At 71.2% G+C, this 21,928-nt stretch carries 19 protein-coding genes and 1 pseudogene; 13 read left to right on the top strand and 7 right to left on the bottom strand.

The genetic code is table 11. The annotated features are described in order from the left end of the window. A complete protein-coding gene (locus ACFU8Q_RS02740) occupies positions 1–714 on the top strand; it encodes a GntR family transcriptional regulator (protein ID WP_384446990.1) in 714 nt (237 codons plus the stop codon). A 154-nt stretch (positions 715–868) separates the two neighbouring features. Here ACFU8Q_RS02740 and ACFU8Q_RS02745 read toward each other — a convergent pair whose 3' ends face one another. Next, positions 869–1,150: an HPr family phosphocarrier protein gene (locus ACFU8Q_RS02745; protein ID WP_266749172.1), complete on the bottom strand. Its 282-nt coding sequence runs from the start codon at positions 1,148–1,150 to the stop codon at positions 869–871. 173 nt (positions 1,151–1,323) lie between these two features. Here ACFU8Q_RS02745 and ACFU8Q_RS02750 point away from each other — a divergent pair, with 173 nt between their 5' ends. The 4 genes from ACFU8Q_RS02750 (at position 1,324) to ACFU8Q_RS02765 (ending at position 6,940) form a co-directional block, all read left to right on the top strand. Further along, a complete protein-coding gene (locus tag ACFU8Q_RS02750) occupies positions 1,324–4,296 on the top strand; it encodes a GNAT family N-acetyltransferase (RefSeq protein ID WP_384446991.1) in 2,973 nt (990 codons plus the stop codon). Between the two features lie 141 nt (positions 4,297–4,437). After that, positions 4,438–5,034 (top strand): DUF5998 family protein, encoded by a 597-nt coding sequence (locus tag ACFU8Q_RS02755; protein ID WP_384446993.1) that lies wholly within the window; start codon positions 4,438–4,440, stop codon positions 5,032–5,034. Next, positions 5,034–6,221 carry an alkaline phosphatase family protein gene (locus ACFU8Q_RS02760; RefSeq protein WP_384446995.1) on the top strand — a complete coding sequence of 396 codons (1,188 nt, stop codon included), beginning with the start codon at positions 5,034–5,036 and terminating at the stop codon, positions 6,219–6,221. Before ACFU8Q_RS02755 ends, ACFU8Q_RS02760 begins: the two co-directional genes overlap by 1 nt. A 68-nt stretch (positions 6,222–6,289) precedes the next feature. Beyond that, the gene (locus ACFU8Q_RS02765) at positions 6,290–6,940 is read left to right on the top strand and encodes a thymidine kinase (RefSeq protein WP_384446997.1); all 651 of its coding nucleotides are present in this window, start codon (positions 6,290–6,292) and stop codon (positions 6,938–6,940) included. 489 nt (positions 6,941–7,429) lie between these two features. On the opposite strand, the gene ACFU8Q_RS02770 is transcribed toward ACFU8Q_RS02765, so the two are convergent. After that, the gene (locus ACFU8Q_RS02770; RefSeq protein WP_384446999.1) at positions 7,430–8,764 is read right to left on the bottom strand and encodes a PLP-dependent aminotransferase family protein; all 1,335 of its coding nucleotides are present in this window, start codon (positions 8,762–8,764) and stop codon (positions 7,430–7,432) included. A 103-nt stretch (positions 8,765–8,867) separates the two neighbouring features. On the opposite strand from ACFU8Q_RS02770, the gene ACFU8Q_RS02775 reads away from it, so the two are divergent. Continuing rightward, complete coding sequence (locus ACFU8Q_RS02775) at positions 8,868–9,644, top strand: enoyl-CoA hydratase-related protein (RefSeq protein ID WP_384447000.1); 777 nt, start codon at positions 8,868–8,870, stop codon at positions 9,642–9,644. A gap of 396 nt (positions 9,645–10,040) precedes the next feature. On the opposite strand, the gene ACFU8Q_RS02780 is transcribed toward ACFU8Q_RS02775, so the two are convergent. Next, the gene (locus ACFU8Q_RS02780; protein ID WP_384447002.1) at positions 10,041–10,532 is read right to left on the bottom strand and encodes a GNAT family N-acetyltransferase; all 492 of its coding nucleotides are present in this window, start codon (positions 10,530–10,532) and stop codon (positions 10,041–10,043) included. A 99-nt stretch (positions 10,533–10,631) separates the two neighbouring features. On the opposite strand from ACFU8Q_RS02780, the gene ACFU8Q_RS02785 reads away from it, so the two are divergent. The 3 genes and pseudogenes from ACFU8Q_RS02785 (at position 10,632) to ACFU8Q_RS02795 (ending at position 12,587) form a co-directional block, all read left to right on the top strand. Next, positions 10,632–11,552 (top strand): LysR family transcriptional regulator, encoded by a 921-nt coding sequence (locus tag ACFU8Q_RS02785; protein WP_384447003.1) that lies wholly within the window; start codon positions 10,632–10,634, stop codon positions 11,550–11,552. A 14-nt stretch (positions 11,553–11,566) separates the two neighbouring features. Beyond that, positions 11,567–11,671, top strand: a pseudogene (locus ACFU8Q_RS02790) (thymidine kinase); the annotation flags it as partial. Between the two features lie 52 nt (positions 11,672–11,723). Next, positions 11,724–12,587, top strand: coding sequence for a PaaX family transcriptional regulator C-terminal domain-containing protein (locus ACFU8Q_RS02795; RefSeq protein ID WP_384447004.1), 864 nt, complete (start codon positions 11,724–11,726; stop codon positions 12,585–12,587). A 21-nt stretch (positions 12,588–12,608) separates the two neighbouring features. Here the strand turns inward: ACFU8Q_RS02795 and ACFU8Q_RS02800 are convergent, their stop codons facing one another. Beyond that, positions 12,609–13,394, bottom strand: coding sequence for a VOC family protein (locus ACFU8Q_RS02800; RefSeq protein ID WP_384447006.1), 786 nt, complete (start codon positions 13,392–13,394; stop codon positions 12,609–12,611). 233 nt (positions 13,395–13,627) lie between these two features. On the opposite strand from ACFU8Q_RS02800, the gene ACFU8Q_RS02805 reads away from it, so the two are divergent. Continuing rightward, positions 13,628–14,455, top strand: coding sequence for a sulfurtransferase (locus ACFU8Q_RS02805; RefSeq protein WP_384447008.1), 828 nt, complete (start codon positions 13,628–13,630; stop codon positions 14,453–14,455). A 164-nt stretch (positions 14,456–14,619) separates the two neighbouring features. On the opposite strand, the gene sepH is transcribed toward ACFU8Q_RS02805, so the two are convergent. Further along, entirely contained in the window at positions 14,620–15,681 is a 1,062-nt protein-coding gene (sepH, locus tag ACFU8Q_RS02810) for a septation protein SepH (protein WP_384447010.1), read from the bottom strand. A 497-nt stretch (positions 15,682–16,178) separates the two neighbouring features. On the opposite strand from sepH, the gene ACFU8Q_RS02815 reads away from it, so the two are divergent. Next, positions 16,179–17,201 (top strand): hypothetical protein, encoded by a 1,023-nt coding sequence (locus ACFU8Q_RS02815; RefSeq protein WP_384447011.1) that lies wholly within the window; start codon positions 16,179–16,181, stop codon positions 17,199–17,201. A 13-nt stretch (positions 17,202–17,214) separates the two neighbouring features. On the opposite strand, the gene ACFU8Q_RS02820 is transcribed toward ACFU8Q_RS02815, so the two are convergent. Both ACFU8Q_RS02820 and ACFU8Q_RS02825 read right to left on the bottom strand, forming a co-directional pair. Beyond that, complete coding sequence (locus tag ACFU8Q_RS02820) at positions 17,215–18,534, bottom strand: D-arabinono-1,4-lactone oxidase (protein ID WP_384447012.1); 1,320 nt, start codon at positions 18,532–18,534, stop codon at positions 17,215–17,217. After that, complete coding sequence (locus ACFU8Q_RS02825; RefSeq protein ID WP_384447014.1) at positions 18,494–19,738, bottom strand: MFS transporter; 1,245 nt, start codon at positions 19,736–19,738, stop codon at positions 18,494–18,496. Before ACFU8Q_RS02825 ends, ACFU8Q_RS02820 begins: the two co-directional genes overlap by 41 nt. A gap of 153 nt (positions 19,739–19,891) precedes the next feature. On the opposite strand from ACFU8Q_RS02825, the gene ACFU8Q_RS02830 reads away from it, so the two are divergent. Next, complete coding sequence (locus ACFU8Q_RS02830) at positions 19,892–21,019, top strand: ferrochelatase (protein WP_384447015.1); 1,128 nt, start codon at positions 19,892–19,894, stop codon at positions 21,017–21,019. 33 nt (positions 21,020–21,052) lie between these two features. After that, positions 21,053–21,871, top strand: a complete 819-nt coding sequence (locus tag ACFU8Q_RS02835; RefSeq protein WP_384447017.1) for an inositol monophosphatase family protein — start codon at positions 21,053–21,055, stop codon at positions 21,869–21,871. The last annotated feature ends 57 nt before the right edge of the window (positions 21,872–21,928 follow it).

Here is a 21,928-nt window from a genome sequence, read left to right on the forward strand (position 1 = left end):
ATGCGCATTCCCGCGCATTCGGTGTGCACGGCAATCCGTGACGACATCGTCTCCGGTGTCTTCGAACGCGGCGGACGGCTCACCGAGGAGTTGCTGGCGCGTCGATACGGGGTCTCCCGCGTCCCGGTACGGGAAGCGCTGCGCACCCTGGAGTCCGAGGGTTTCGTGGTCACCCGGCGGCACGCGGGTGCCTGCGTCGCCGAGCCCACCCAGCAGGAAGCCGCCGACCTGCTGGAGGTCCGGATGCTGCTGGAGCCGCTGGCCGCCGCGCGCGCCGCGCAGCGTCGCACCGAGGCGCATCTCAAGGTGCTGCGCGGTCTGGTCAGGCTCGGCCAGGAGCGGGCCAGGCGGGGCGAGGGGGAGGATCTGCGCCCGCTGGGTGGCTGGTTCCACGAGACGTTGGTGCAGGCCTCCGGCAGTCCCGGCCTGATCGCGCTGCTCACCCAGCTCCGGCACAAGATCGCCTGGATGTACGCGGTCGAACAGCCGGCCCGCCCGGCGGATTCCTGGGCCGAGCACGGAGCCGTCGTGGACGCGGTCGCGCGCGGTGACGCGGAACGGGCCAGGGCGCTGACCGCTCAGCACGCCGAACGGGCCGCGGCCGCGCACCGGCTGCGCCGCGTCGACCGGCCGGACCGCCGGCCCGCGGCCTCAAGCACCGGCCCGGTGAGGGCTTCGCAACATTCCGTAAACACCACGGGCATCCGGCATTAATGATTACGCCGTATACAAAGAGTTGTCATTCAGTGCGGCGCCCTTCGGGCTGTCCGAATTGTCGTCGCTCTTCATTTCTCACGAAGTTCCGCCCGGGAAATCGAAAGAGCCGCGGACCCCGTCAAGGGGGCGCGGCTATTTCGCGGGAAAAGGGTCAGACGGTCTCCGGCAGCTCGTCGAGCCCCTCGGCGACCAGCTTCGCCAGACGGTCCAGGGCGGCTTCCGAATCGTCGGCCTCGGATGCGAGCACGATCTCCTCGCCGCCGTGCGCGCCGAGACCGAGCACCGCGAGCATCGAGGCGGCGTTCACCGGATTGCCATCGGCCTTGGCGATCGTCACGGGGACGCCGGAGGCCGTGGCGGCACGGACGAAGATGGAAGCGGGGCGGGCGTGCAGGCCCTCTGCCCATCCGACGTTGACGCGGCGCTCAGCCATGGTTCTGCCCTTCAGGAATCAATGGTTGTCTAGACCAGTCTCTCACGCAGTGCGCGATGCTCCGGCCGACCCGCGGCAGGCCCGCAGCCCGTGCTGCAGCGCCGCTCGGCCCCCCTCAGACTGCCCCGGCCCCAGGACCTACGCGACCGCTGACGGAGCCGTAGTCTTTGCCCATGCAGCCCTCGTCGCAGCAGAGTCCGCATCACGCGTATCCCGACCACTGGGAAGCGGACGTGGTCCTCCGCGACGGCGGAACCGCGCGGATCCGGCCCATCACCACGGACGACGCCGAACGGCTGGTCAGCTTCTACGAGCAGGTCTCCGACGAGTCGAAGTACTACCGCTTCTTCGCTCCGTACCCCCGTCTGTCCGACAGGGACGTGCACCGCTTCACTCATCACGACTACGTCGACCGGGTGGGGCTCGCGGTCACGGTCGGCGGCGAGTTCATCGCGACCGTCCGCTACGACCGGATCGACGAGCGGGGCAGACCCGCCTCCGCACCCGCCGACGAGGCCGAGGTTGCCTTCCTCGTCCAGGACGCGCACCAGGGCAGGGGCGTGGCCTCGGCGCTCCTCGAACACATCGCCGCCGTCGCCCGCGAGCGCGGCATCCGCCGCTTTGCGGCCGAGGTGCTGCCCGCCAACACCAAGATGATCAAGGTGTTCCGGGATGCCGGATATACCCAGCAGCGCAGCTTCGAAGAGGGCTCCGTCCACCTCACCCTGGACCTCGAACCCACCGCCGAGTCCCTCGCCGTCCAGCGCGCGCGTGAGCAGCGGGCCGAGGCGCGTTCCGTACAACGGCTGCTCGCGCCCGGTTCCGTCGCCGTCATCGGCGCCGGCCGCACTCCCGGCGGGGTCGGCCGCACGGTTCTGCGCAATGTTCTCGGGGCCGGTTTCACCGGTCGTACGTACGCCGTGAACCGCTCCTTCGCCGCCGACCTGGGCACGATCGACGGGGTCCCCGCCCACCGTTCGATCGGCGAGATCGACGAACCGGTCGACCTGGCGGTCGTCGCCGTCCCCGCCGACCGCGTTCCCGAGGCCGTCGCCGACTGCGGCGAGCACGGTGTCCAGGGGCTGGTCGTCCTCTCCGCCGGATATGCCGAATGGGGTGCTGAGGGCAGGGAGCGGCAGCGTGAACTGGTCCGCCAGGCCCGCTCGTACGGGATGCGGATCATCGGACCGAACGCCTTCGGCGTCATCAACAACTCCGAGGCCGTCCGGCTGAACGCCTCCCTCGCCCCCGAGCCGCCCGCTCCCGGACGCATCGGCCTCTTCACCCAGTCCGGAGCGATCGGCATCGCACTGCTCTCCGGGCTCTACCGGCGCGGCGCCGGCCTCTCCACCTTCATCTCCGCGGGCAACCGCGCCGACATCTCGGGCAATGACTTCCTGCAGTACTGGTACGAGGACCCGGACACGGATGTCGCCCTGCTGTACCTCGAATCGCTCGGCAATCCCCGCAAGTTCACCCGCCTTGCCCGGCGCACCGCGGCCGTGAAGCCCGTGGTCGTCGTGAAGGGCGCCCGGCACAGCGGTTCCACCCCGCCCGGCCACGCGGTGCCGGTCAGCCGGATCCCGGACGCTACGGTCTCCGCGCTCATGCGGCAGGCGGGCGTGATCCGTGTCGACACGGTGACGGAGATGGTCGACGCGGGTCTCCTCCTCGCCGACCAGCCGCTCCCCGCGGGCCCACGGGTCGCGATCCTCGGCAACTCCGAGTCGCTCGGCCTGCTCACGTACGACGCCTGCCTGGCCGAGGGGCTCCGTCCGCGCCGGCCCCTCGACCTCACCACCGCCGCGACCCCGCAGGACTTCCGGGACGCCTTGGCCGAGGCCCTCGCCGACGAGGGCTGCGACTCCGTGATCGTGACGGCGATCCCGTGGGTGGGCGAGGACGGCGAGGCGGAACCGGGCGACGGAGAGGTACTGGCGACCGCCCTGCACGCGGCCGCGACCGCCGGTCCCGCCAAGCCGGTGGCCGTGGTCCACGTGGAGATCGGCGGCCTGGCCGAGGCTCTCGCCGCGGCCACCAGCACGGTCGCGCAGCCGCGCCCTTCGAAGCAGCCCTCCGCGTCCGCGGCGTCGCCGCGCGCCGGAGCCGCTGCCACCACGACAGGCCCCGCCCCGGCGCACACCCCTTCAGCGACCGGCTCCGCCCCGGCGCACGCCGCTTCCGCCCCCGGTAGCGGCGCGGTCACCGCAACCACGGGCACGGACAGCAAGGACCACCCCGAACCCGCGCGCCGCTCCCGCCCCCGTACTGGCCGGATCCCCGCCTACCCCGCCGCCGAGCGGGCTGTGCGCGCCTTGGCCGAAGCGGTGCGGTACGCGCAGTGGCGACGACAAGCCGCCGTGCCCGGCAAGGTGCCCGAGTTCCTCGACGACACCATCGACGAGCAGGGCGCGGCCGACCTGATCGACGCCCTGCTCGGCCCGGATCCCGACCCGAGGGGCAGGCCGCTCGCACACGACGAGGCGCGCGAACTCCTGGGCCGCTACGGCATCACCGTACGACCGACGCTTCCGGCCCCCGACTCCGAAGCCGCCGTAGCCGCGGCGGCGCGGCTCGGCTATCCCGTGGCGCTCAAGACCACCGCACCCCATCTGCGCCACCGCGCCGACCTCGGCGGTGTCCGGCTGGACCTCGCCAACGAGAGCGCGCTGCGCCGGGCCTACGGCGAACTGACCGACCTGCTCGGCAAGCCCGCCGAACTCCGGCCGGTCGTCCAGGCCATGGCACCGCGCGGCGTCGACACCGTCGTACGGGCGACGATCGACCCGGCGGCGGGCGCCGTCCTCTCCTTCGGGCTCGCGGGCGCGCCCTCCGAACTCCTCGGCGACACCGCCCACCGCCTGGTTCCGGCCACCGACCGCGACGCCGCGGAGCTGATCCGGTCCATCCGGGCGGCCCCGGTGCTGTTCGGCTGGCGCGGTGCGGCGCCCGTGGACACCGCCGCGCTCGAAGAGCTGCTGCTGCGGGTGTCCCGGCTGGTCGACGACCACCCCGAGGTGGTCTCCATCGCCCTGGAACCGGTCGTGGTCGCCCCCCAGGGGCTGACCGTACTCGGCGCGAGCGTCCGGCTCTCGCCGCCGCCGGCCCGCACCGACCTCGGCCCCCGCCGCCTGCCCAACTACTGACCGGCCACCGACCGGAAGGGCACTGCTTCGTCCCCGGCCGCCGGACGAGCCCGAAGGCGCCGGTCCTTCCTCCGCGCGGGCCCAGGTCGCCCTGCCGAACATCGTCCCCGGCAGTCATCCGCCCCCCGTAGGATGGTCCTCATGGCTAAGACCGGTACGACGACCCAGGGGCTGCGCGCGGCGATCGAGCGCAGTGGCTACTACCCGGCCCTCGTGGCCGAGGCGGTGGAGGCCGCCGTGGGCGGTGAGCCGGTCGCTTCGTACCTGGTGCACCAGGAGACCACGTTCGACTCCAACGAGGTGCGCCGCCACGTCACGGTCCTGGTCCTGACCGACACCCGCTTCATCGTCAGCCACACCGACGAGCAGAACGCGGACACCAGCTCCCCGACGCCGTACGCCACCACCTCCACGGAGTCGGTCAAGCTCGACCGGATCTCGTCGGTCGTGGTCAGCCGCGTCGTCGCCAACCCGGAGAAGTACGTACCGGGCACGCTGCCCCGCGAGGTCGTCCTCACCATCGGCTGGGGCGCGGTCTCCCGTATCGACCTGGAGCCGGCCGCCTGTGGCGACCCCAACTGCGAGGCCGACCACGGCTACACCGGCAGTTCCACGGCCGACGACCTGAGCCTGCGGGTCAGCGAGGCCGGTGACGGCCCGGACACCGTGCGCCAGACCCTCGTCTTCGCGCAGTCCCTCTCCGAGGCCACGGCCGCGACCACGGCGTCCGGCCGCTGATGGCCCAGCCGGCCTGGATGGACCCGGTCCTGCTCCCCGTCGACACCGCCCCCGTTCCCGAGTACGGCAGCGGCTCGCTCGCCGATCTGCTGCCCACGCTCGCCGCCGGACAGGGCGTGCCCGGCTTCACTGCGGCGATCCCCGAACTCACCCCCGCCGACCGGAACTGCGTGTTCCTGATCGACGGCCTCGGCTGGGAGCAGATCAAGGCCCACCCGGACGAGGCACCGTTTCTGCACTCCCTGCTCCCCACCTCGCGCGGCGGCACCGGCCGCCCGATCACGGCGGGCTTCCCGGCCACCACCGCGACGTCACTTGCCTCGGTCGGTACCGGACTTCCGCCGGGGGAGCACGGCCTTCCCGGTTACACCGCACGCAATCCGGAGACCGGCGAGCTGATGAACCAGCTGCGCTGGCAGCCCTGGACGCCGCCGAAGGCCTGGCAGCCGTACCCCACCGTCTTCACGCTCGCCGACGCCGCGGGGGTGCGCACCGCCCAGGTCTCCGCCCCCGCCTTCGAGCAGACCCCGCTCACCAAGGTCGCGCTCAGCGGGGGCTCGTTCCTCGGCCGGCTGTCCGGCGAGGAGCGGATGGACGTCGCCGCCCAGCGGCTCGCCGCGGGTGACCGGTCGCTCGTCTACACGTACTACAGCGAGGTCGACGGGAAGGGCCACCGCTTCGGTGTCGACTCCGACGCCTGGCGCGGGCAGCTGATGTATGTGGACGGCCTGGCCCGGCGCCTGGCCGAGCAGCTCCCGACCCGCTCGGCGCTGTACATCACCGCTGATCACGGCATGATCGACATCCCTTTCGACGAGCAGTCCCGGATCGACTTCGACGAGGACTGGGAGCTGCGCGCGGGCGTCGCCCTGCTCGGTGGCGAGGGCCGGGCCCGGCATGTGTACGCGGTCCCGGGCGCCGAGAACGATGTGCTGACCGTCTGGCGGGAAGTGCTCGGCGAGCAGTTCTGGGTGGCGAGCCGGGACGAGGCGATCGCGGCCGGCTGGTTCGGCCCGAAGATCGACGAACGTGTACACGGCAGGATCGGCGATGTCGTCGCCGCGGCCCACGACGACGTGGTGATCACCGCCTCGGTCAATGAGCCGCACGAGTCCGCGATGGTGGGTATGCACGGCTCGATGACCCCCGTCGAGCAGCTCGTACCACTGCTCGAAGTACGCTCGTAACCGCGTTTTCCTCGCCGGCTTTCCCTCACCACCGCGCTTCGCCCCGCCCGAAAGGTGCTCAGCCCCTCATGTCCGAGCTTGTGTTCTTCTCCGGAACGATGGACTGCGGAAAGAGCACTCTGGCTCTACAGTTTGCGCACAACCGGTCGGCGAGGGGGCTACAGGGTCTGATCTTCACTCGGGATGACCGTGCGGGGGAGGGCAAGCTCTCTTCACGGCTCGGTCTGGTGACCGACGCGGTCGAGGCGCTGCCGGGGATGGATCTGTATGCCCATGTCGTCGACCGGGTGTCGCACGGCGGCAAGGTCGACTACTTGATCGTGGACGAGGCGCAGTTCCTGGCGCCGGAGCAGATCGATCAGCTGGCGCGGGTCGTGGACGACCTGAATCTTGACGTCTTCGCCTTCGGTATCACCACCGACTTTCGCACGAAGCTCTTCCCGGGCTCGCGGCGGCTGATCGAGCTGGCGGACCGGATCGAGACGCTCCAGGTGGAGGCGATGTGCTGGTGCGGGGCGCGTGCTACGCACAACGCCCGCACGGTGGGCGGCGAGATGGTGGTGGAAGGCGAGCAGGTCGTTGTCGGTGACGTGGGTGGCCTCGCTGCGGAGGTCGGCTACGAGGTGCTGTGCCGACGTCACCATCGGCGCCGCATGACGAGCGCTTCTGCTCGTGCCGGCGCGCTCTCGCCGGACGTCCTGCCGGTCGCCCCTGCCTGAAGCCCGTTGGCCGAACAGGCCGCGGTTCACTGTGCCGTGGTCTGCAGAGCCTCTCGGTCTCCGCCTGCGCCGGTATCCAGTCCGGTCCGTCGGTGACGCTGGCGCCCGGATGCCCGATGGCGGCCGCTGCACAGTGCACGCTGCGCGACGGCGACACCTGTTCTGAGCCTGCCTGTCATGGTCATGAAGTTACCGGTCCGGTCGTGGTCGCCAGTGGGTCCGATCTGGAAGAACACCGGACGCGTGAAGCGGAGCCCCGGTAGAACTGGGGCCGCCAAGACGGGCCGTTCACCCCACCGGAGGCTCTGCTGGCGGGTCAGTGTGTCATGACCGAGAGATCGCGGCAGCCGACGGTGTCTTCGCCTTGTTGGTTTGCGTTCCTCGCGCCCCTTTCTCATTGACGATGGGCTCTGTTCGACCCAAAGGGCTGCAAGTTGGGATGAACTCGCGTCTGCGCGGAGGCCCAAGAGGCAGGCAGCCGGCAGGCTGTCACGGCGGGATCGCGTCGATCACGTCCCTCAGGCGTTTCAACACGTTTCCGAGCTCGTCCCGGGGTGGCGTGGCGAGCGCCAGCCGCAGTGCTCGGGGGCGGTGGGGGCCCGTGGCGAAGGCGTCTGCGGTGGACACGAGGATGCCCGCCTCGGCGAGCAGAGCCGCGACGTGGTCCGGACGCTGGTGCGGCTCCAGGCCGAGCCAGACCATGTACGAGACCGGATGCGCCGTGAGGTGCATCCCGGCGAGTGCGGCGCGGGCGATGTCCTGCCGGGCGGCCGCGTCGCCTCGGCGGTCCTCCTCCCAGCGGGCGACCGTGCCATCGGCCAGCCAGCCGGTGGCGAGCGCGGTGATGAGTCCCGGAGCGCCCCAGGCCGCGAGACGAAGGCTCCTGGTGACGGTCTCCACGTGCTGGGCGGGCAGTACGGCGAAGCCGAACCGCAGGCCGGGAGCCACGTTCTTGGACAGTCCGGCGACGTAGCAGGTGCGTTCGGGGGCGAGGGTCCGCAGGGGAGGAGGCGGTGACGAGTCGAGGAATGCGTAGGTGCCGTCCTCGATGATCAGGCAGTCGTGTGAACGGGCGATGGTGACGAGGCGGTCGCGGCGTTCCTGGTCGAGGACCCAGCCGAGCGGGTTATGCATGGTGGGGATCGCATAGATCGCGCGGACGGGGCGCGTGCGGCACAGGCTGTCGAGCGCGGCGAGGTCCGGCCCGGTCGCCGTGACGGGGATCGCGGCCATGTCGAGCCGGTGGGCCGAGGCGAGCAGCTTGATGCCGGGGTAGCTGAGTGCGTCGACCGCGAGGACGTCACCGGGCCTGGTGAGGGAGCGCAGCACGGAATCGAGCGCCTGCTGGGCGCCGCTCGTGAGCAGGACGTTCGCCGGCGCTGTGTCGATCCCTCGCTCCAGCAGGTAGCCGGCCACGATCGCCCGCTCATGCAGGCGCCCGCCCGGCGGGTCCTGGCGGAGCAGCGCCTCGACCTCGCCCGAGACGGAGAGCGCACGCAGCGCCTGCCGTAGTCGGTCGGCCTGGCCCTCGCCCAGCGGCTGGTTGAACGACAGGTCCGCGACCCGCCGCACCGGCAGGGCGCGCGACGGCTCAAGGCCGTCGTAGCCGGACTGCACGCGCACGAACGTCCCGCGCCCCGGTTCCGCCACCACTAGGCCCATGGCGGCAAGCTCGGCGTAGACCCGGGTAGCCGTGGCCAGTGCGATCCTCCGCTCACGGGAGAGACCGCGGTGCGTCGGGAGCCGGGTGCCCGACGGGAGCGTGCCGGACCTGATCGACGCGGCGAACTCGTCCACGATGGCCTTGTAGGACGGTGGCCGCATGTGGCACCTGTATCCGTCTGTATCTAGGACAATAAATGGATCGTCATAGGTTATGGCTCCTAGCCTCGTCGTGTCCAAGCCCAGGCGGAACGGAGCAGGAGCCATGACCGTACACATCGACCGGGATGAACACGTCGTCACCGTCACCATCGACAGGGAAAGGAAGCTCAACGCCCTTGACTACCCGACGATCGACGCGTTGCTCGCAAGCCTCGACCGCATCGACTCCGACGACTCCGTGCGGGCGATCGTCCTGACCGGTGCCGGGCGCAGGGCGTTCAGTGCGGGCGCGGACATTCCCTCTCTGGCGGGGAGCATCGCCGGCGGGCCCGAGCGCGCCCTCCGTGAGGTCGTCCGACGGGGACACGCGCTGACCCGGCGGATCGAGGAATTTCCCAAGCCCGTGATCGTCGCCGTCAACGGGCTTGCGTACGGCGGCGGTTGCGAGATCACGGAGGCCGCTCCGCTGGCGATCGCCGCCGAGCACGCCACGTTCGCAAAGCCCGAGATCTCCCTCGGCTTCCCGCCGCCCTTCGGTGGTTCCCAACGGCTACCGCGGCACGTCGGCCGCAAGCGAGGCCTGGAGATGATTCTGACCGGCGACCCGATCCCGGCCGTGCGGGCCGCGGAGATCGGCCTCGTCAACGCCGTCGTACCGGCCGATGAACTCCTCGATGCCGCACGCCGGCTGGCCGACCGGATCAGCCGGCACGCGCCGACGGCCGTAGCGGCCTGCCTGCGCGCGGTAACCCGCGGCATCAACCTGCCCGTCGATGAAGGACTCGCGGTCGAGGCGGCCTGCTTCGCCGCCACCGTGCCCACCGACGGCGTGCGGACCGGGCTGGGTCGGTTCCTAGACCGCACGGGTGCGTCCCGCTGAAGAACTCCGTTCCCGGAGCGCGTACGTGACGTCTGTGTCGAACCATCGATGCGCGAGGCTGCACTCATCACCCGGGTCCAACCCGGCGCCGGCACCGGCGACCGCGTCGGCGAGGAAGTAGGAACCGGTGAGTCTGCGGGCTCCGTCACCCGGGGCGCCACAGGTCGGCGTTGATCTTGTCGGAGAGGGTCGCACGGCTGTCGACCCGAGCCCCCCTACGCCTGGTCCGGCAGCAGCGTCGGGGCCTGTGCCCGCATGGTCGGACACTTCACGATGCGTCTCGTCGGCCACGCTCCTCCTTCTCGGATTCGGCTTCGGCGGGTCGGAGCGATCCGGTGTCGCTCGGGCCCGTTCTCACCACATACCGGCAACGGTCGACGGATTCGGGATGGGGCGTCACTTCAGTTCCATGAGGATGTCGGCGCGGGCGTAGTAGTCGGAGACCGGCAGGCAGTTGCGGGTGATCCTTATGAACCCGGCGTCCTCGTAGAGGTGAATGGCGGGGGCAAGCCTGCTGTTGGTGCCGAGGAACAGCCGGGTCCCGCCGAGTTCCCGGGCGCGGTCGATCGCCGCGGCGACGAGGCGGCCGCCGATGCCGTGTCCCTGCGCGGCTGGGGCCACGGCCATCTTCGCCAGCTCGAACACGGCGTCCGGATGGGCCAGTAGCGCGACGCACCCGACAACGGTGCCGCTGCCCGGCTCGTGCGCCAGGAGCACGTCACCGCCCGGGTCCACGATGCGGCCGAACGGATCCCCGAGAACGGCCCGGTCCGCTTCCTCCAGGATGAACAGGCGCGAGATCCACTCCTCGTTCAGTGCCCGGAACGAGTCGGCGTCACCCTGTGAGGCGATCGAGGAGATCACGGTCGAGGCAGAGGCGTACGGCATCAGGCGGGTTTCCTTTCCTGTGGGGCTGCTCACCAGCCTCCGGCCCTACCCACCCATGCGTCCAATACAAAGCCGGGTCTCCATCAATAAGCTGGAGCTATGGATCGCAGCATCGAGTTCCGCCATCTGCGGTACTTCCTGGCGGTGGCCGAGGAACTCCACTTCGGCCGGGCCGCCCAGCGGTTGCACATCGCTCAGCCGGCCTTGTCCCAGCAGATCAGACAGCTGGAGAAGATCGTCGGCGTCGAGTTGTTGCGGCGGACGTCCCGAAGCGTCCGCCTCACCGAGGCGGGAGCGACGTTCCAGCCACGTGCGAGGGACCTCCTGGGCCGTCTGGCGTCCGACCTCGACGAGGCCGGCCGTGTCGGCCGCGGTGAGGCCGGCCGCCTGGACGTCGCCTTCATCACCTCAGCCACGACGATCGTCAGCGAACGGCTGCGTGCCTTCTCCCGCCGCCGCCCTGACGTCCAGGTCAAGCTTCACGACGGCTTCACCGTCGACGTCCTGGCGGCCCTGGAACGAGGCACGGCCGACATCGGGATCGTGCGGGACGCCGACGAGCGGGACGACATCGACCTCTCGCTGCTGACGACGGAACGGTTCGTCGCCGTCGTCCCCGCAGAGCACCCCGCCGCGAGGGGTAACCATGTGGAAGCAACGGCGCTGGCCGCCGACCCGCTGATCCTGTTCCCGCGGTCAGCCGGGGCTCACGCGTTCGATGTGAACACGCAGCCGTTGCAGGATGCCGGCATCGACGTCCAGGCCGCTCAGGAGTTCTCGAACTGGCACACCATCATCATGTTCGTCTCCGCCGGCCTCGGCGTCAGCATCGCCCCCTACAGCGCCACGACGCTGCTCCCACCCGGCGTCCGAAGACTCGAGCTCGACGGGCCTCCAGCAATGAGCCGGATCTTCATGGCCACCCGCAGAGGAGACGACCGCCCCCTGGTACGAGCCTTCCTCGCGGCGTCCGGGGCCATGCCAGGTCATGGCGACGACCGAACGGCGGGCCTCTCGTGACGTGCGGAGCGGGCGGCTACGAGGTGCTGCGCCGACGCCACCACTGACGCAGGACGACCAGCGCGAGCGCCCGAGCGGCCCAGCCCTCACCGGACGTGCTGCCCGTCACCGCTGTCTGAACCAACCCCTCGGGCGTCCGGCACGGATGCTTAGGATGACGCTGTGAACACGGTGAGCGGAACTGAGGCCGAGTCCGAACCGGGCCCACTGGGCAAGGTGCAGCCGCGGCAGCTGATCGTGACGGTCTACGGGCTGTACGCGCGCGACACCGACGGCTGGATGTCCGTGGCCTCGCTGATCCAGCTGCTTGCCGACCTCGGTGTCGAGGCGCCGACCGTACGGTCCTCGGTCTCGCGGCTGAAGCGCGCCGGACTGCTCGAAGCCGAATCGGTGTCCGGAGCGGCCGGTTACCGGATCTCGCCCGAGACCGAGCGGATTCTGCGCGACGGCGATCCGCGCATCTTCGCGGCCCGAAGGGCCACCGTGGACGAGGGCTGGGTGCTGGTCGTCTTCTCCGTGCCCGAATCCGAACGCGCCAAGCGGCACACCCTGCGCACCCAGCTGACCCGGCTCGGTTTCGGTTCCGTGTCCGCCGGTGTGTGGATCGCGCCGGGACATATGCACGGCGAGGCGGAGGACATGCTGGCCCGGCACGGGCTGCGCTCGTACGCCGACCTCTTCCGGGCCGACTATCTCTCCGTGGCCGGGGGCGGGAACGGGGACCTGCCCGCGAAGGTGCGTTCCTGGTGGGACACCGTCCGGCTGCAGCGGCTGTACGTCGCATTCCTCGCGGCACATCGTCCGGTGGCCGAGCGGATCGCGGGCGGCAGCGCGGTGACGGACCGCGAGGCGTTCACGACGTACATCAGGGTTCTCACCGACTGGCGCCGGCTCGTCTACCTCGACCCCGGTGTCCCGCGTGAACTGCTGCCGGCCGAGTGGAGCGGAACCGAGGCGTCCGAGCTCTTCGACGAGCTGCACACCCGGCTGGCCGACCCCGCCCACCGGCATGTGGAACGGTCCCGGAAGGGCTGACCCGCCCCGCGGCCCGTCGGCTCAGCGAGCGGCCGACCGTACGATCGTGAACACCGCGCCCTCCGGGTCAGCCACGGTCGCCACCCGGCCGTTCAACCCCTCCCGGGGTGACTGCAGAACGTATCCGCCGAATTCCACCACGCGATGCGCTGCCTCGTCGGTGTCCTCGACCTCGAAGTACGTCATCCAGTGCGGGCCGCGGTCGCGCGGCAGGGCGTGGCCGACACCGTGCAGCGAGGCCACCGGACGGCCGTGCAGATGAAGGGTCTGATAGTCGAAGTCGGCCGAGACGACGGCCTCCGCCTCGTAGCCGAAAACCGTCTGGTAGAACTTGCAGACCGTCGACGTCTCGCGGGTCATCAGCTCGTTCCAGACCGGTGTGCCATGGGTGCCCGCGAGCGCCGTACCGACGTGCGCGGCGGCCTGCCAGATTCCGAACACCGCGCCGCTGGGATCGGAAGCGATGGCGAGCCGGCCCGCCTCACCCGCATCACCCGAGTCGAGCGGCCCCACGGCGACCGTGCCACCGCAGGAACGGATCGCTTCCGCCGTGGCGTCGGCGTCGTCGGTGGCCAGATAGGTCGTCCAGGCGACCGGCAGATGGCGATCGGGCGGCAACTGCCCGATGCCCGCGACCACTTTCCCGTCGATCAGCGCGCGGACATACGGACCCAGCTGATCCGGACCGGGCACGAACTCCCAGCCGAACAGCCGGGAGTAGAAGTCCTGGGTCGTGCTCAGGCCGTGCACAAGCAGACTCACCCAGCAAGGTGTTCCGGGCGTGCGCAGGGCTGCAGCCTCCGTCATCGTCACTCTCTCCTCGGACCATCGTGGTGGCCGTACGGGGGGAACGGGGCCGGTGTGCCGTCATGCGGTACAGGATGTGAACGCCCCGTGGAGATGTTTGCACCACCAGGCGCACGATGTGCCCCGGCCGCGCCGTACTTTCCGGGATCTCGACGGAGGTGGAACGATTTGGTGTGAAACGTCCGCCTGGCTGCTGTTACGGGTGGGGAGGCTCCTGCGCGAGGATGGCACCCATGAAGCCCATCATCACCGCATCCGAATACGCGAGCGAGTCGGCGGGGCCACGTCCGCCGGTGCTCCTGGACGTACGTTGGCAGCTGGGCGGCCCGCACGGCCGCCCCGACTACGAGGCCGGGCACATCCCCGGTGCGGTCTTTGTCGACCTGGACGCGGAACTCGCCGGTCCGGCAGGCAGCGGCGGCCGTCACCCGCTGCCCGGCACGGAGGAATTCGGTGCGGTGATGCGCCGGGCCGGTGTCTCCCGGGACACTCCGGTGGTCGTGTACGACGGTGGCCAGGGCTGGGCGGCGGCCCGTGCGTGGTGGCTGCTGCGCTGGACGGGGCACGAGGACGTCCGGGTCCTGGACGGCGGTCTCGCCTCCTGGCAGGGGGATCTCGAAACGGAGGTCCCGGCGCCGGCCGAGGGCGACTTCCGGCCGGCGCCCGGTGCGCTGCCATTGCTGGACGCGGACGGGGCGGCGGCGCTGGCCCGCTCCGGTCTGCTGCTCGACGCGCGGGCCGCGGAGCGCTACCGGGGCGATGTGGAGCCGATCGACCGGGTGGGCGGCCATATCCCGGGCGCCGTGTCGGCGCCGACCTCCGAGAACACGGGGGACGACGGCCGGTTCCTGCCCGCTCCATCGTTGGCGGCCCGCTTCAAGGGCCTCGGCGCGGACCGGGCGCCGGAGATCGGCGTCTACTGCGGCTCCGGTGTCTCCGGCGCCCATGAGGTGCTGGCCCTGGCCGTCGCCGGAATCCCCGCGGCGCTGTACGCGGGATCCTGGTCCGAGTGGTCCGCCGACGAGTCCCGCCCGGTGGCCAAGGGGCCCGACCCGCAGTAACGGAGCCCGCACCGGCCACCGCGACCGGAACCGCCGTAACGGGACCCGGTCGCACGGGGCGCACGCTGCGCGAAGAGCGGAGCCCCCGGCACGCGGGACGCAGACGGCACGAGAGCCCGTACGCAACGGCGTGCGGGCCCTCGTCATGCTGCGGTCTCCCCGCCTCAATCCTGCTTCTTCCGGCGCGTGCCGAAGACGATCTCGTCCCAACTCGGTACGGCGGCCCGGCGGCCCGGCCGGACGCCGTCCGCCTCGGCCTGGCGGTCCGTCGTCCCGGTCAGCCGGTCGCGATGACCGGCCACCGCCCGCGGCATCAGCACATCCGCATAGGCGGAACCGGCACCGGCGGAGGCCGCCGCGGCCGGCGGCTCGTCGGCCTCCGGCTCCTGCGCGGCGGGCTCGATGGCGGGCGGCTCGGGCGGCGCGGGACGCTCCGGCACCACCATGTCGCCGCGGAAGCTGGGCACCGCCTCCAACAGGCTGGTCAGCGAATCGCGCTCACCGGCCGAGATGCCACCGATGTGCTCCTCCGGCTCGGGCACCGGTGCAGTGGGGCGCTCCATCTGACGGTCCAGGGCGCGGTCCAGCGGCCGGTCGCGGGGCAGCCGGGCGATCCGGGGTACGAACGGGAAGCTCGGCTCGGGCGCGGCGACATCATCGGTCTCTCCGATCAGCGACCGGGCCTCGTCGTCCACGGCCTGGACCAGCCGGCGCGGCGCGTCGTACGTCCAGCTCGCCGAGTGCGGCTCGCCCGCGACCCGGTAGACGAGCAGGACCTCCCAGGTGCCGTCGTCACGGCGCCAGGAGTCCCACTGGACGGTCTCCTTGTCCGCGCCGCGCAGCAGCAGCCGTTCCTGCACCGCCTCGCCGAGCTGGGGGCCGGTGTTCTCGCCTGGGCGGCGCACAGGAGTCTTCCGGGCCCGCTCGGCCATGAAGGCGCGCTCCGCGAGTACGGGGCCCTCGAAGCGTCGGACACGGTCGACCGGAATCCCGGCGAACTGGGCAACCTCCTCCGCGGAGGCGCCGGCTCGTATCCGGGCCTGGATGTCGCGGGGGCGGAGGTGGCTCTCCACCTCGATCTCGATCTGGCCGAGCCGCGCGCGGTCGTTGCGCACGGCGGCTCGCAGCCGCTCATCGATCGGAAGCGTGTACTCCGTGCTGTCCGCAGCCTTGAGCACCAGTCGTGTGCCGTCGTTGGAGACGGCCACGACACGCAGTTCGGGCATGGGGACCTCCCGGGTGGTGCCTGCCGACGTCACGTGCGTCGCTGCTTCCGCTAGTCGAGTGTGGCCTGCCCGGGTGCAGCCTGCCACAACATTGCCGTGTTGCCCGGCGTGTCGGGCGTGAGCCCTTGATCGCCGGTATGACACGGTGACCTATTGTGCAACACAAAGCGACCGATGGTCACCTCGTGTAGCCAGTCCCCGTGCAATGACGTGGCGCCGCCGGATCGAGTGCCTCCTTCGGCCCCCTCCCGAAGATCCCGGACACCCACGTGGGAGTCCGGCCCCAGGGCTCGCCACAGTACTCCATTCGGGCCATGTGGGTGGACCGCCGCGCCGCCGAACTTCTCGTGAGGCGCGGGAGCCGAGTCGCCCGGCAGGGTGCGGGGCGCCCTTCGTGCGTGTCCTGCTTCACAGAAGCTCCCGAAGCGGAACTATTCACTTCGCTCAAATGTCCCTTCCTGTTGCATGGTGGGAGAGATGTCAATCAAGGGCTGGAAATGGTGCAGAAGCCGGAAAGTGACATAGAGCCCAAGGAAAGGCGTATAGATCTGAGTCTGCCTCAGGTGGCGGGCAGCGCCTTGGCGGCGATCGCGGCAGCGGTGGCGGCCTCTCAGCTGGGCGTGTACGGAACGATCCTCGGCGCCGGAGTGATGAGCGTCGTCGCCACCTGCGGTGGTTCGCTCTTCCAGCACTTCTTCCGTCGCACCGGCGAACAGATCCGCGAGGTGACGGTCCAGGTGAAGCAGCCGGGCCGTGAGGTGACCGTACAGACGCGTGGGACGAGCGACCCGCAGGGGGTGCGACGGTCACCGGCCGGAACGCCCGACGGAGCCATGGACGCGACCACGGTGATGCGCGCCGTGGACGCCGCGACCGTGCGCGGCGGGACGGACGCCACGACCGTACTGCGCAACGTGGCGGACGATCCGGACCGTACGCGGCTGCTGAGGCCGCTCGACGGGACGCGGTTGCGCGACCCGGTCCGGCCGGAGCCGGGCGAGGAGTTCTCCGAAGCCAGCACCCACGGCACCCGTATCCGCGGCTGGAAGCGGTCGGCGCTCGGGGCGGCCGTGGTCTTCGCCGTGACAATGGCCGGGATCACCACATTCGAGCTGGTCTCCGGAAATGACCTGAGCGGCGGCGGGGGAACCACCGTCGGCTCCGTCGTACGCGGGGAGCGGGGCGCCGCGTCGAACGACCCGGCACCGTCGACCGGCACCGACCCCGGCCAGGAGCGGAGTCCGGGCCAGGAGAGCGGTGCGACACCCGGTACGGACTCGCAGGGCGGGCAGAGCCGGAGCCCGGACTCCGGTCAGGGCGACCGTTCCCCCGTGGATCCGACGCCCAGCCCCACGCCGTCCGGCAACACCGGACAGACGAATCCGTCCCCGGCGGCCACGCCGTCCCCAGTGGTGCCCGGTGACGGCGGCACCGCCGCTCCGAACCCCACGGGCGCGGGCGACGCCCCGGCGCAGGGCGGCCGCACCACCACGGGCACGGGCACGGGCACGGGACAGTGAACGGCCGCGCCGCTCAGTCGCCCAGCACCCGGCGCAGATAGTCGTTGCCGAACAGCCGGTCCGGGTCGAGCCGGTCGCGTACGGCGGTGAACTCGCCGAACCGCGGGTACACCCCGGCGAGGTACTCGGCGTCGCGGGTGTTGACCTTGCCCCAGTGCGGGCGGCCGGCGTGTGCGGTCATGATCCGCTCGACAGCCGTGAAGTACGCCTGGTAGGGCGTGCCCTTGTACAGATGGACGGCGATGTACGCGCTCTCCCGGCCCGAGGCCGTGGAGAGCGCGATGTCGTCCGCGGGGGCGGTACGCACCTCCACCGGGAAGCTGACCCGCAACGGCGAACGCTCCACCATCGCCTTGACCTCGCGCAGCGCCTCCACGGCGGCCTCGCGCGGCAGTGCGTACTCCATCTCCACGAAACGGACCCGGCGCGGACTCGTGAAGACCTTGTACGGGATGTCGGTGTACGTACGGGCGGACAGTGCGCGGCTGGAGAGCTTGGCGATCGACGGAATGGTGGCGGGGACCGCCCGGCCGAGCGAACACGCCACCTGGAAGATCCCGTTGGAGAGGAGCTCGTCCTCGATCCAGCCGCTGACCCTTCCGGGCGGAGCGGCGGGGCCCGCGCTGCGGTTGTTGCGCTTGGTGTTGCAGTTGCCGGTGTGCGGGAACCAGTAGAACTCGAAGTGCTCGTTGTCGGCGACCAACTCGTCGAAACCGGCCGTGACCCGGTCGAAGCTCATCGGTTCCTCACGGGCCGTCAGCAGGAAGACCGGTTCCACGGCGAACGTGATCGCCGTGACGACACCCAGGGCACCGAGCCCGATCCTCGCGACGGCGAAGATGTCGGCGTTCTCCTTCTCCGAACAGGTCAGCACCGTGCCGTCGGCCGTGACCAGTTCGAGGGCGCGGATCTGCGCGGATATGGACGCCGAGTCGCGGCCGGTGCCGTGGGTGCCGGTCGAGGTGGCCCCGGCGACCGTCTGCTCCATGATGTCGCCCATGTTGGTGAGCGACAGGCCCTCCCGTGCCAGGGCGGTGTTCAGCCGTTTCAGCGGAGTGCCGGCCTCGACGGTCACGGTCATCGCCTCGCGGTCGATCTTCCGGATGCCGGTGAGGAGATCGGGGCGGATCAGCACGCCGTCGGTGGCCGCCGTCGCGGTGAAGGAGTGCCCGGTGCCGACCGGCTTCACCCGCAGGCCGTCCTCGGACGCCCGGCGCAGCACTTCGGCGAGCTCCGCCACGGAGGCGGGGGACACGGACCGTACCGGACGGGAGCTGACATTCCCCGCCCAGTTACGCCACGCGTTCGTCGTCCGTGCGTCGGTGTCGGTCATCTTCCGCGCGCCCTTCCGTAGGAACCGGCCCGCTGAGCCGGCGATACCCCAGGAACGCCACCGCGGCCGCGAGCGCTCCCGCCACGACGGGCACCGCGTACCCCGCCTCGGCTCCGGAGGCGTCGACCACCCAGCCGGCGGCCGAGGAGCCGAGCGCCACACCGACGGCGAGCCCGGTGCTGGTCCAGGTCATGCCCTCGGTCAGTTTCGTGCGCGGTACGTGCTGCTCGACGAGGGCCATGGTGGTGACCATCGTCGGTGCGATGGCGAGGCCCGCGACAAAGAGCGCCACGGCCAGAAACGGGAGGCTCCCGGCCAGTTGGAGGGGGATCATACTCACGGCCATCGCACACACGCCCACCAGCCACCGGGCGGACGCCTTCCCCTTGAGGCGCAGCAGGCCGAAGACGGCGCCGGCCAGGCAGGAGCCCAGCGCGTACACGGCCAGCACGAGGCTCGCCGCGGCCTTGTGGCCCTGTTCCTCGGCGAACGCCACCGTCACCACGTCGATCGCCCCGAAGATCGCACCGGTCGCCACGAACGTCACCACGAGCACCTGGAGGCCCCGGGCCCGCAGCGCGGTGCCGCCGGTGTGCTGCTCGCGCGGATGCGGCACCGGCTCGGTGGCGCGCTGCGCGGTCAGCCAGAAGACGCCGACCAGCAGGAACCCGGCCGCGATGAGCGGCCCCGCCTCCGGGAACCAGGCGGTGGACAGACCGATCGAGATGATCGGCCCGAAGATGAAGCACACCTCGTCGACGATCGACTCCCACGAGTAAGCGGTGTGCAACTGCTGCGGCGAACCCCGGTAGATCTCCGCCCAGCGCGCCCGGATCATCGACCCCACGCTGGGGACGCAGCCCGCGCCCGCCGCGAAGACGAAGAGCGACCAGTCCGGCAGCCGCTGCTGCGCGCAGATCAGCAGACCGGCCACCGCCGCCAGCGCGACGAAAGTGGCGGGACGCAGGACGCGGCGCTGCCCGTGCCGGTCGACGAGCCGGGAGATCTGCGGTCCGATCACCGCCGCCGACATCGCCAGCGTCGCGGAGAGCGCACCGGCGAGCCCGTAACGGCCGGTGAGTTGCGAAACCATGGTCACCACGCCGATGCCCATCATGGACAGCGGCATCCGGCCGAGGAATCCGGCCGCCGAGAACCCCTTGGTGCCGGGGGCGGCGAAAATCGCGCGGTAGGGACTGGGCAAGGAAGGCTCCGGAACAGCGTGATCGCACGCGCCTGTAATGCGTGAATGTGGCCGGTACAGCTTACGGTCGGGGTGGCCGCTCCCACACCGGGGTCGGCCGGGGAACCGATGTCGGTGGGAGTGCTGTCCGAGGCGAGTGGCAGGATCGTCGTCATGTCCGATCTGCGCGATCCCGCTCCTTACGACGCCCTGTTGTTGCTCTCCTTCGGCGGCCCCGAAGGCCCGGACGACGTGGTCCCGTTCCTGGCGAACGTGACCCGTGGCCGCGGTATCCCCGAGGAGCGGCTGAAGGAGGTCGGCAAGCACTACTTCCTGTTCGGCGGCGTCAGCCCGATCAACGCCCAGAACAGAGCCCTGCTGGACGCCCTGCGCCGGGACTTCGCGGAGCGCGGACTCGACCTGCCGGTGTACTGGGGCAACCGCAACTGGGCGCCGTACCTCACCGACACCCTGCGCGAGATGATCAAGGACGGGCGCCGCCGCGTCGCCGTCCTCGCCACCAGCGCCTACGCCTCGTACTCGGGCTGCCGGCAGTACCGCGAGAACCTCGCCGGGTCACTGGCCGCCCTGGAGGCCGAGGGTCTGCCCGTGCCCCGGGTCGACAAGCTCCGGCACTACTTCAACCATCCCGGTTTCGTACGGCCCATGGTGGACGGTGTCCTCGCCTCCCTGGCCGATCTCCCCGAGGACGTACGGGCCGGGGCACACCTCGCGTTCACCACGCATTCCATCCCCACCTCCGCCGCCGACACCTCCGGCCCCGTCGCGGAGCACGGCGACGGCGGTGCCTATGTCGCCGAGCATCTGGACGTCGCCCGACTGATCGTCGACGCGGTGCGCGAGGAGACCGGCGTCGAGCACCCCTGGCAGCTCGTCTACCAGTCGCGCAGCGGCGCCCCGCACATCCCGTGGCTGGAGCCCGACATCTGCGACCACCTGGAGGCGCTGCACGGAGACGGCGTGCCCGCAGTGGTGATGGCCCCCATCGGTTTCGTCTCGGACCACATGGAAGTGCTGTACGACCTCGACACGGAGGCCACCGCGAAGGCCGCAGAGCTCGGGCTTCCGGTGCGCAGGTCCGCGACCGTGGGCGCCGATCCGCGGTTCGCCGCGGCCGTGCGCGACCTGGTGCTGGAGCGCGCCGCCACCGAACGGGGGCGTGGCGCGCAGCGGTGCGCGCTGGGAGCGCTCGGCCCGAGCCATGACCTCTGCCCGGTCGGCTGCTGCCCGGCCCGAGCCCTCAAGCCCGCCGCCGCAGGCGCCGACAGCCCGTACGCGTAGTCCCTGCCGTATGCCCGGAGACCCTGGAGCGCCGTGACCGACCCGAACCTGTCCGAACTGCTCGACCTCGCCCTGGAGGCCGCCCGCCGCGCCGGCGCGCTGCTGCGCGACGGCCGCCCCGCCGACCTGGGGGTGGCCGCGACCAAGTCCAGCCCGATCGACGTCGTCACGGAGATGGACATTGCCGCCGAGAAGCTGATCACCGGTTTCCTGACCGAGCGCCGCCCCCAGGACGGCTTCCTCGGCGAGGAGGGGGCCAGCGCGGAGGGCAGCAGCGGTATCCGCTGGGTCATCGACCCGCTCGACGGCACTGTGAACTACCTGTACGGGCTGCCCACGTGGGCCGTCTCCATCGCCGCCGAACGGGACGGCGAGCGGGTCGTGGGCGTCGTGGAGGCCCCGATGCGCCGTGAGACGTACCAGGCGGTGCTCGGCAGCGGCGCCCACGCGAAGGGCGGCGTGTACGGCGAGGGCACCGCACTGCGCTGCCGGCCCGCGCCGCCGCTCGACCAGGCGCTCGTCTCGACCGGCTTCAACTACGTCGGCCACGTCCGTGCGCACCAGGCGGACGTGGCCCAGCAGCTGATCCCGCGGCTGCGCGACATCCGGCGCGGCGGTTCCGCCGCCGTGGACCTCTGCGATGTGGCCGCGGGGCGCCTCGACGGCTACTACGAACGCGGGCTCCACCCGTGGGACCTGGCGGCCGGTGACCTCATCGCCCGTGAGGCGGGGGCGTACACCGGCGGCCGTCCCGGGCGGCCCGCCGACGGAGACCTGACGGTCGCCGCGACGCCGGGTGTCTTCGAGCCGCTGCAGGCCCTGCTGGAGGAGCTCGGCGCCTGGCACGACTAAACCCGGTCGTCCGGGTCCTCCCGGCGCGCGAGAGGGGCCCCTGACGCCGTATCCGGC

The sequence above is a fragment of the Streptomyces sp. NPDC057543 genome (genome assembly GCF_042801895.1).
Classification (GTDB): Bacteria; Actinomycetota; Actinomycetes; order Streptomycetales; family Streptomycetaceae; genus Streptomyces.

What these genes read in the sequence shown, in the direction of transcription:
- ACFU8Q_RS02740 (WP_384446990.1), top strand. Translation starts at nt 1, where the DNA reads ATGCGCATTCCCGCGCATTCGGTGTGCACGGCAATCCGTGACGACATC.
- ACFU8Q_RS02745 (WP_266749172.1), bottom strand. Translation starts at nt 1,150, where the DNA reads ATGGCTGAGCGCCGCGTCAACGTCGGATGGGCAGAGGGCCTGCACGCC.
- ACFU8Q_RS02750 (WP_384446991.1), top strand. Translation starts at nt 1,324, where the DNA reads ATGCAGCCCTCGTCGCAGCAGAGTCCGCATCACGCGTATCCCGACCAC.
- ACFU8Q_RS02755 (WP_384446993.1), top strand. Translation starts at nt 4,438, where the DNA reads ATGGCTAAGACCGGTACGACGACCCAGGGGCTGCGCGCGGCGATCGAG.
- ACFU8Q_RS02760 (WP_384446995.1), top strand. Translation starts at nt 5,034, where the DNA reads ATGGCCCAGCCGGCCTGGATGGACCCGGTCCTGCTCCCCGTCGACACC.
- ACFU8Q_RS02765 (WP_384446997.1), top strand. Translation starts at nt 6,290, where the DNA reads ATGTCCGAGCTTGTGTTCTTCTCCGGAACGATGGACTGCGGAAAGAGC.
- ACFU8Q_RS02770 (WP_384446999.1), bottom strand. Translation starts at nt 8,764, where the DNA reads ATGCGGCCACCGTCCTACAAGGCCATCGTGGACGAGTTCGCCGCGTCG.
- ACFU8Q_RS02775 (WP_384447000.1), top strand. Translation starts at nt 8,868, where the DNA reads ATGACCGTACACATCGACCGGGATGAACACGTCGTCACCGTCACCATC.
- ACFU8Q_RS02780 (WP_384447002.1), bottom strand. Translation starts at nt 10,532, where the DNA reads ATGCCGTACGCCTCTGCCTCGACCGTGATCTCCTCGATCGCCTCACAG.
- ACFU8Q_RS02785 (WP_384447003.1), top strand. Translation starts at nt 10,632, where the DNA reads ATGGATCGCAGCATCGAGTTCCGCCATCTGCGGTACTTCCTGGCGGTG.
- ACFU8Q_RS02800 (WP_384447006.1), bottom strand. Translation starts at nt 13,394, where the DNA reads ATGACGGAGGCTGCAGCCCTGCGCACGCCCGGAACACCTTGCTGGGTG.
- ACFU8Q_RS02805 (WP_384447008.1), top strand. Translation starts at nt 13,628, where the DNA reads ATGAAGCCCATCATCACCGCATCCGAATACGCGAGCGAGTCGGCGGGG.
- sepH (WP_384447010.1), bottom strand. Translation starts at nt 15,681, where the DNA reads ATGCCCGAACTGCGTGTCGTGGCCGTCTCCAACGACGGCACACGACTG.
- ACFU8Q_RS02815 (WP_384447011.1), top strand. Translation starts at nt 16,179, where the DNA reads ATGGTGCAGAAGCCGGAAAGTGACATAGAGCCCAAGGAAAGGCGTATA.
- ACFU8Q_RS02820 (WP_384447012.1), bottom strand. Translation starts at nt 18,534, where the DNA reads ATGACCGACACCGACGCACGGACGACGAACGCGTGGCGTAACTGGGCG.
- ACFU8Q_RS02830 (WP_384447015.1), top strand. Translation starts at nt 19,892, where the DNA reads ATGTCCGATCTGCGCGATCCCGCTCCTTACGACGCCCTGTTGTTGCTC.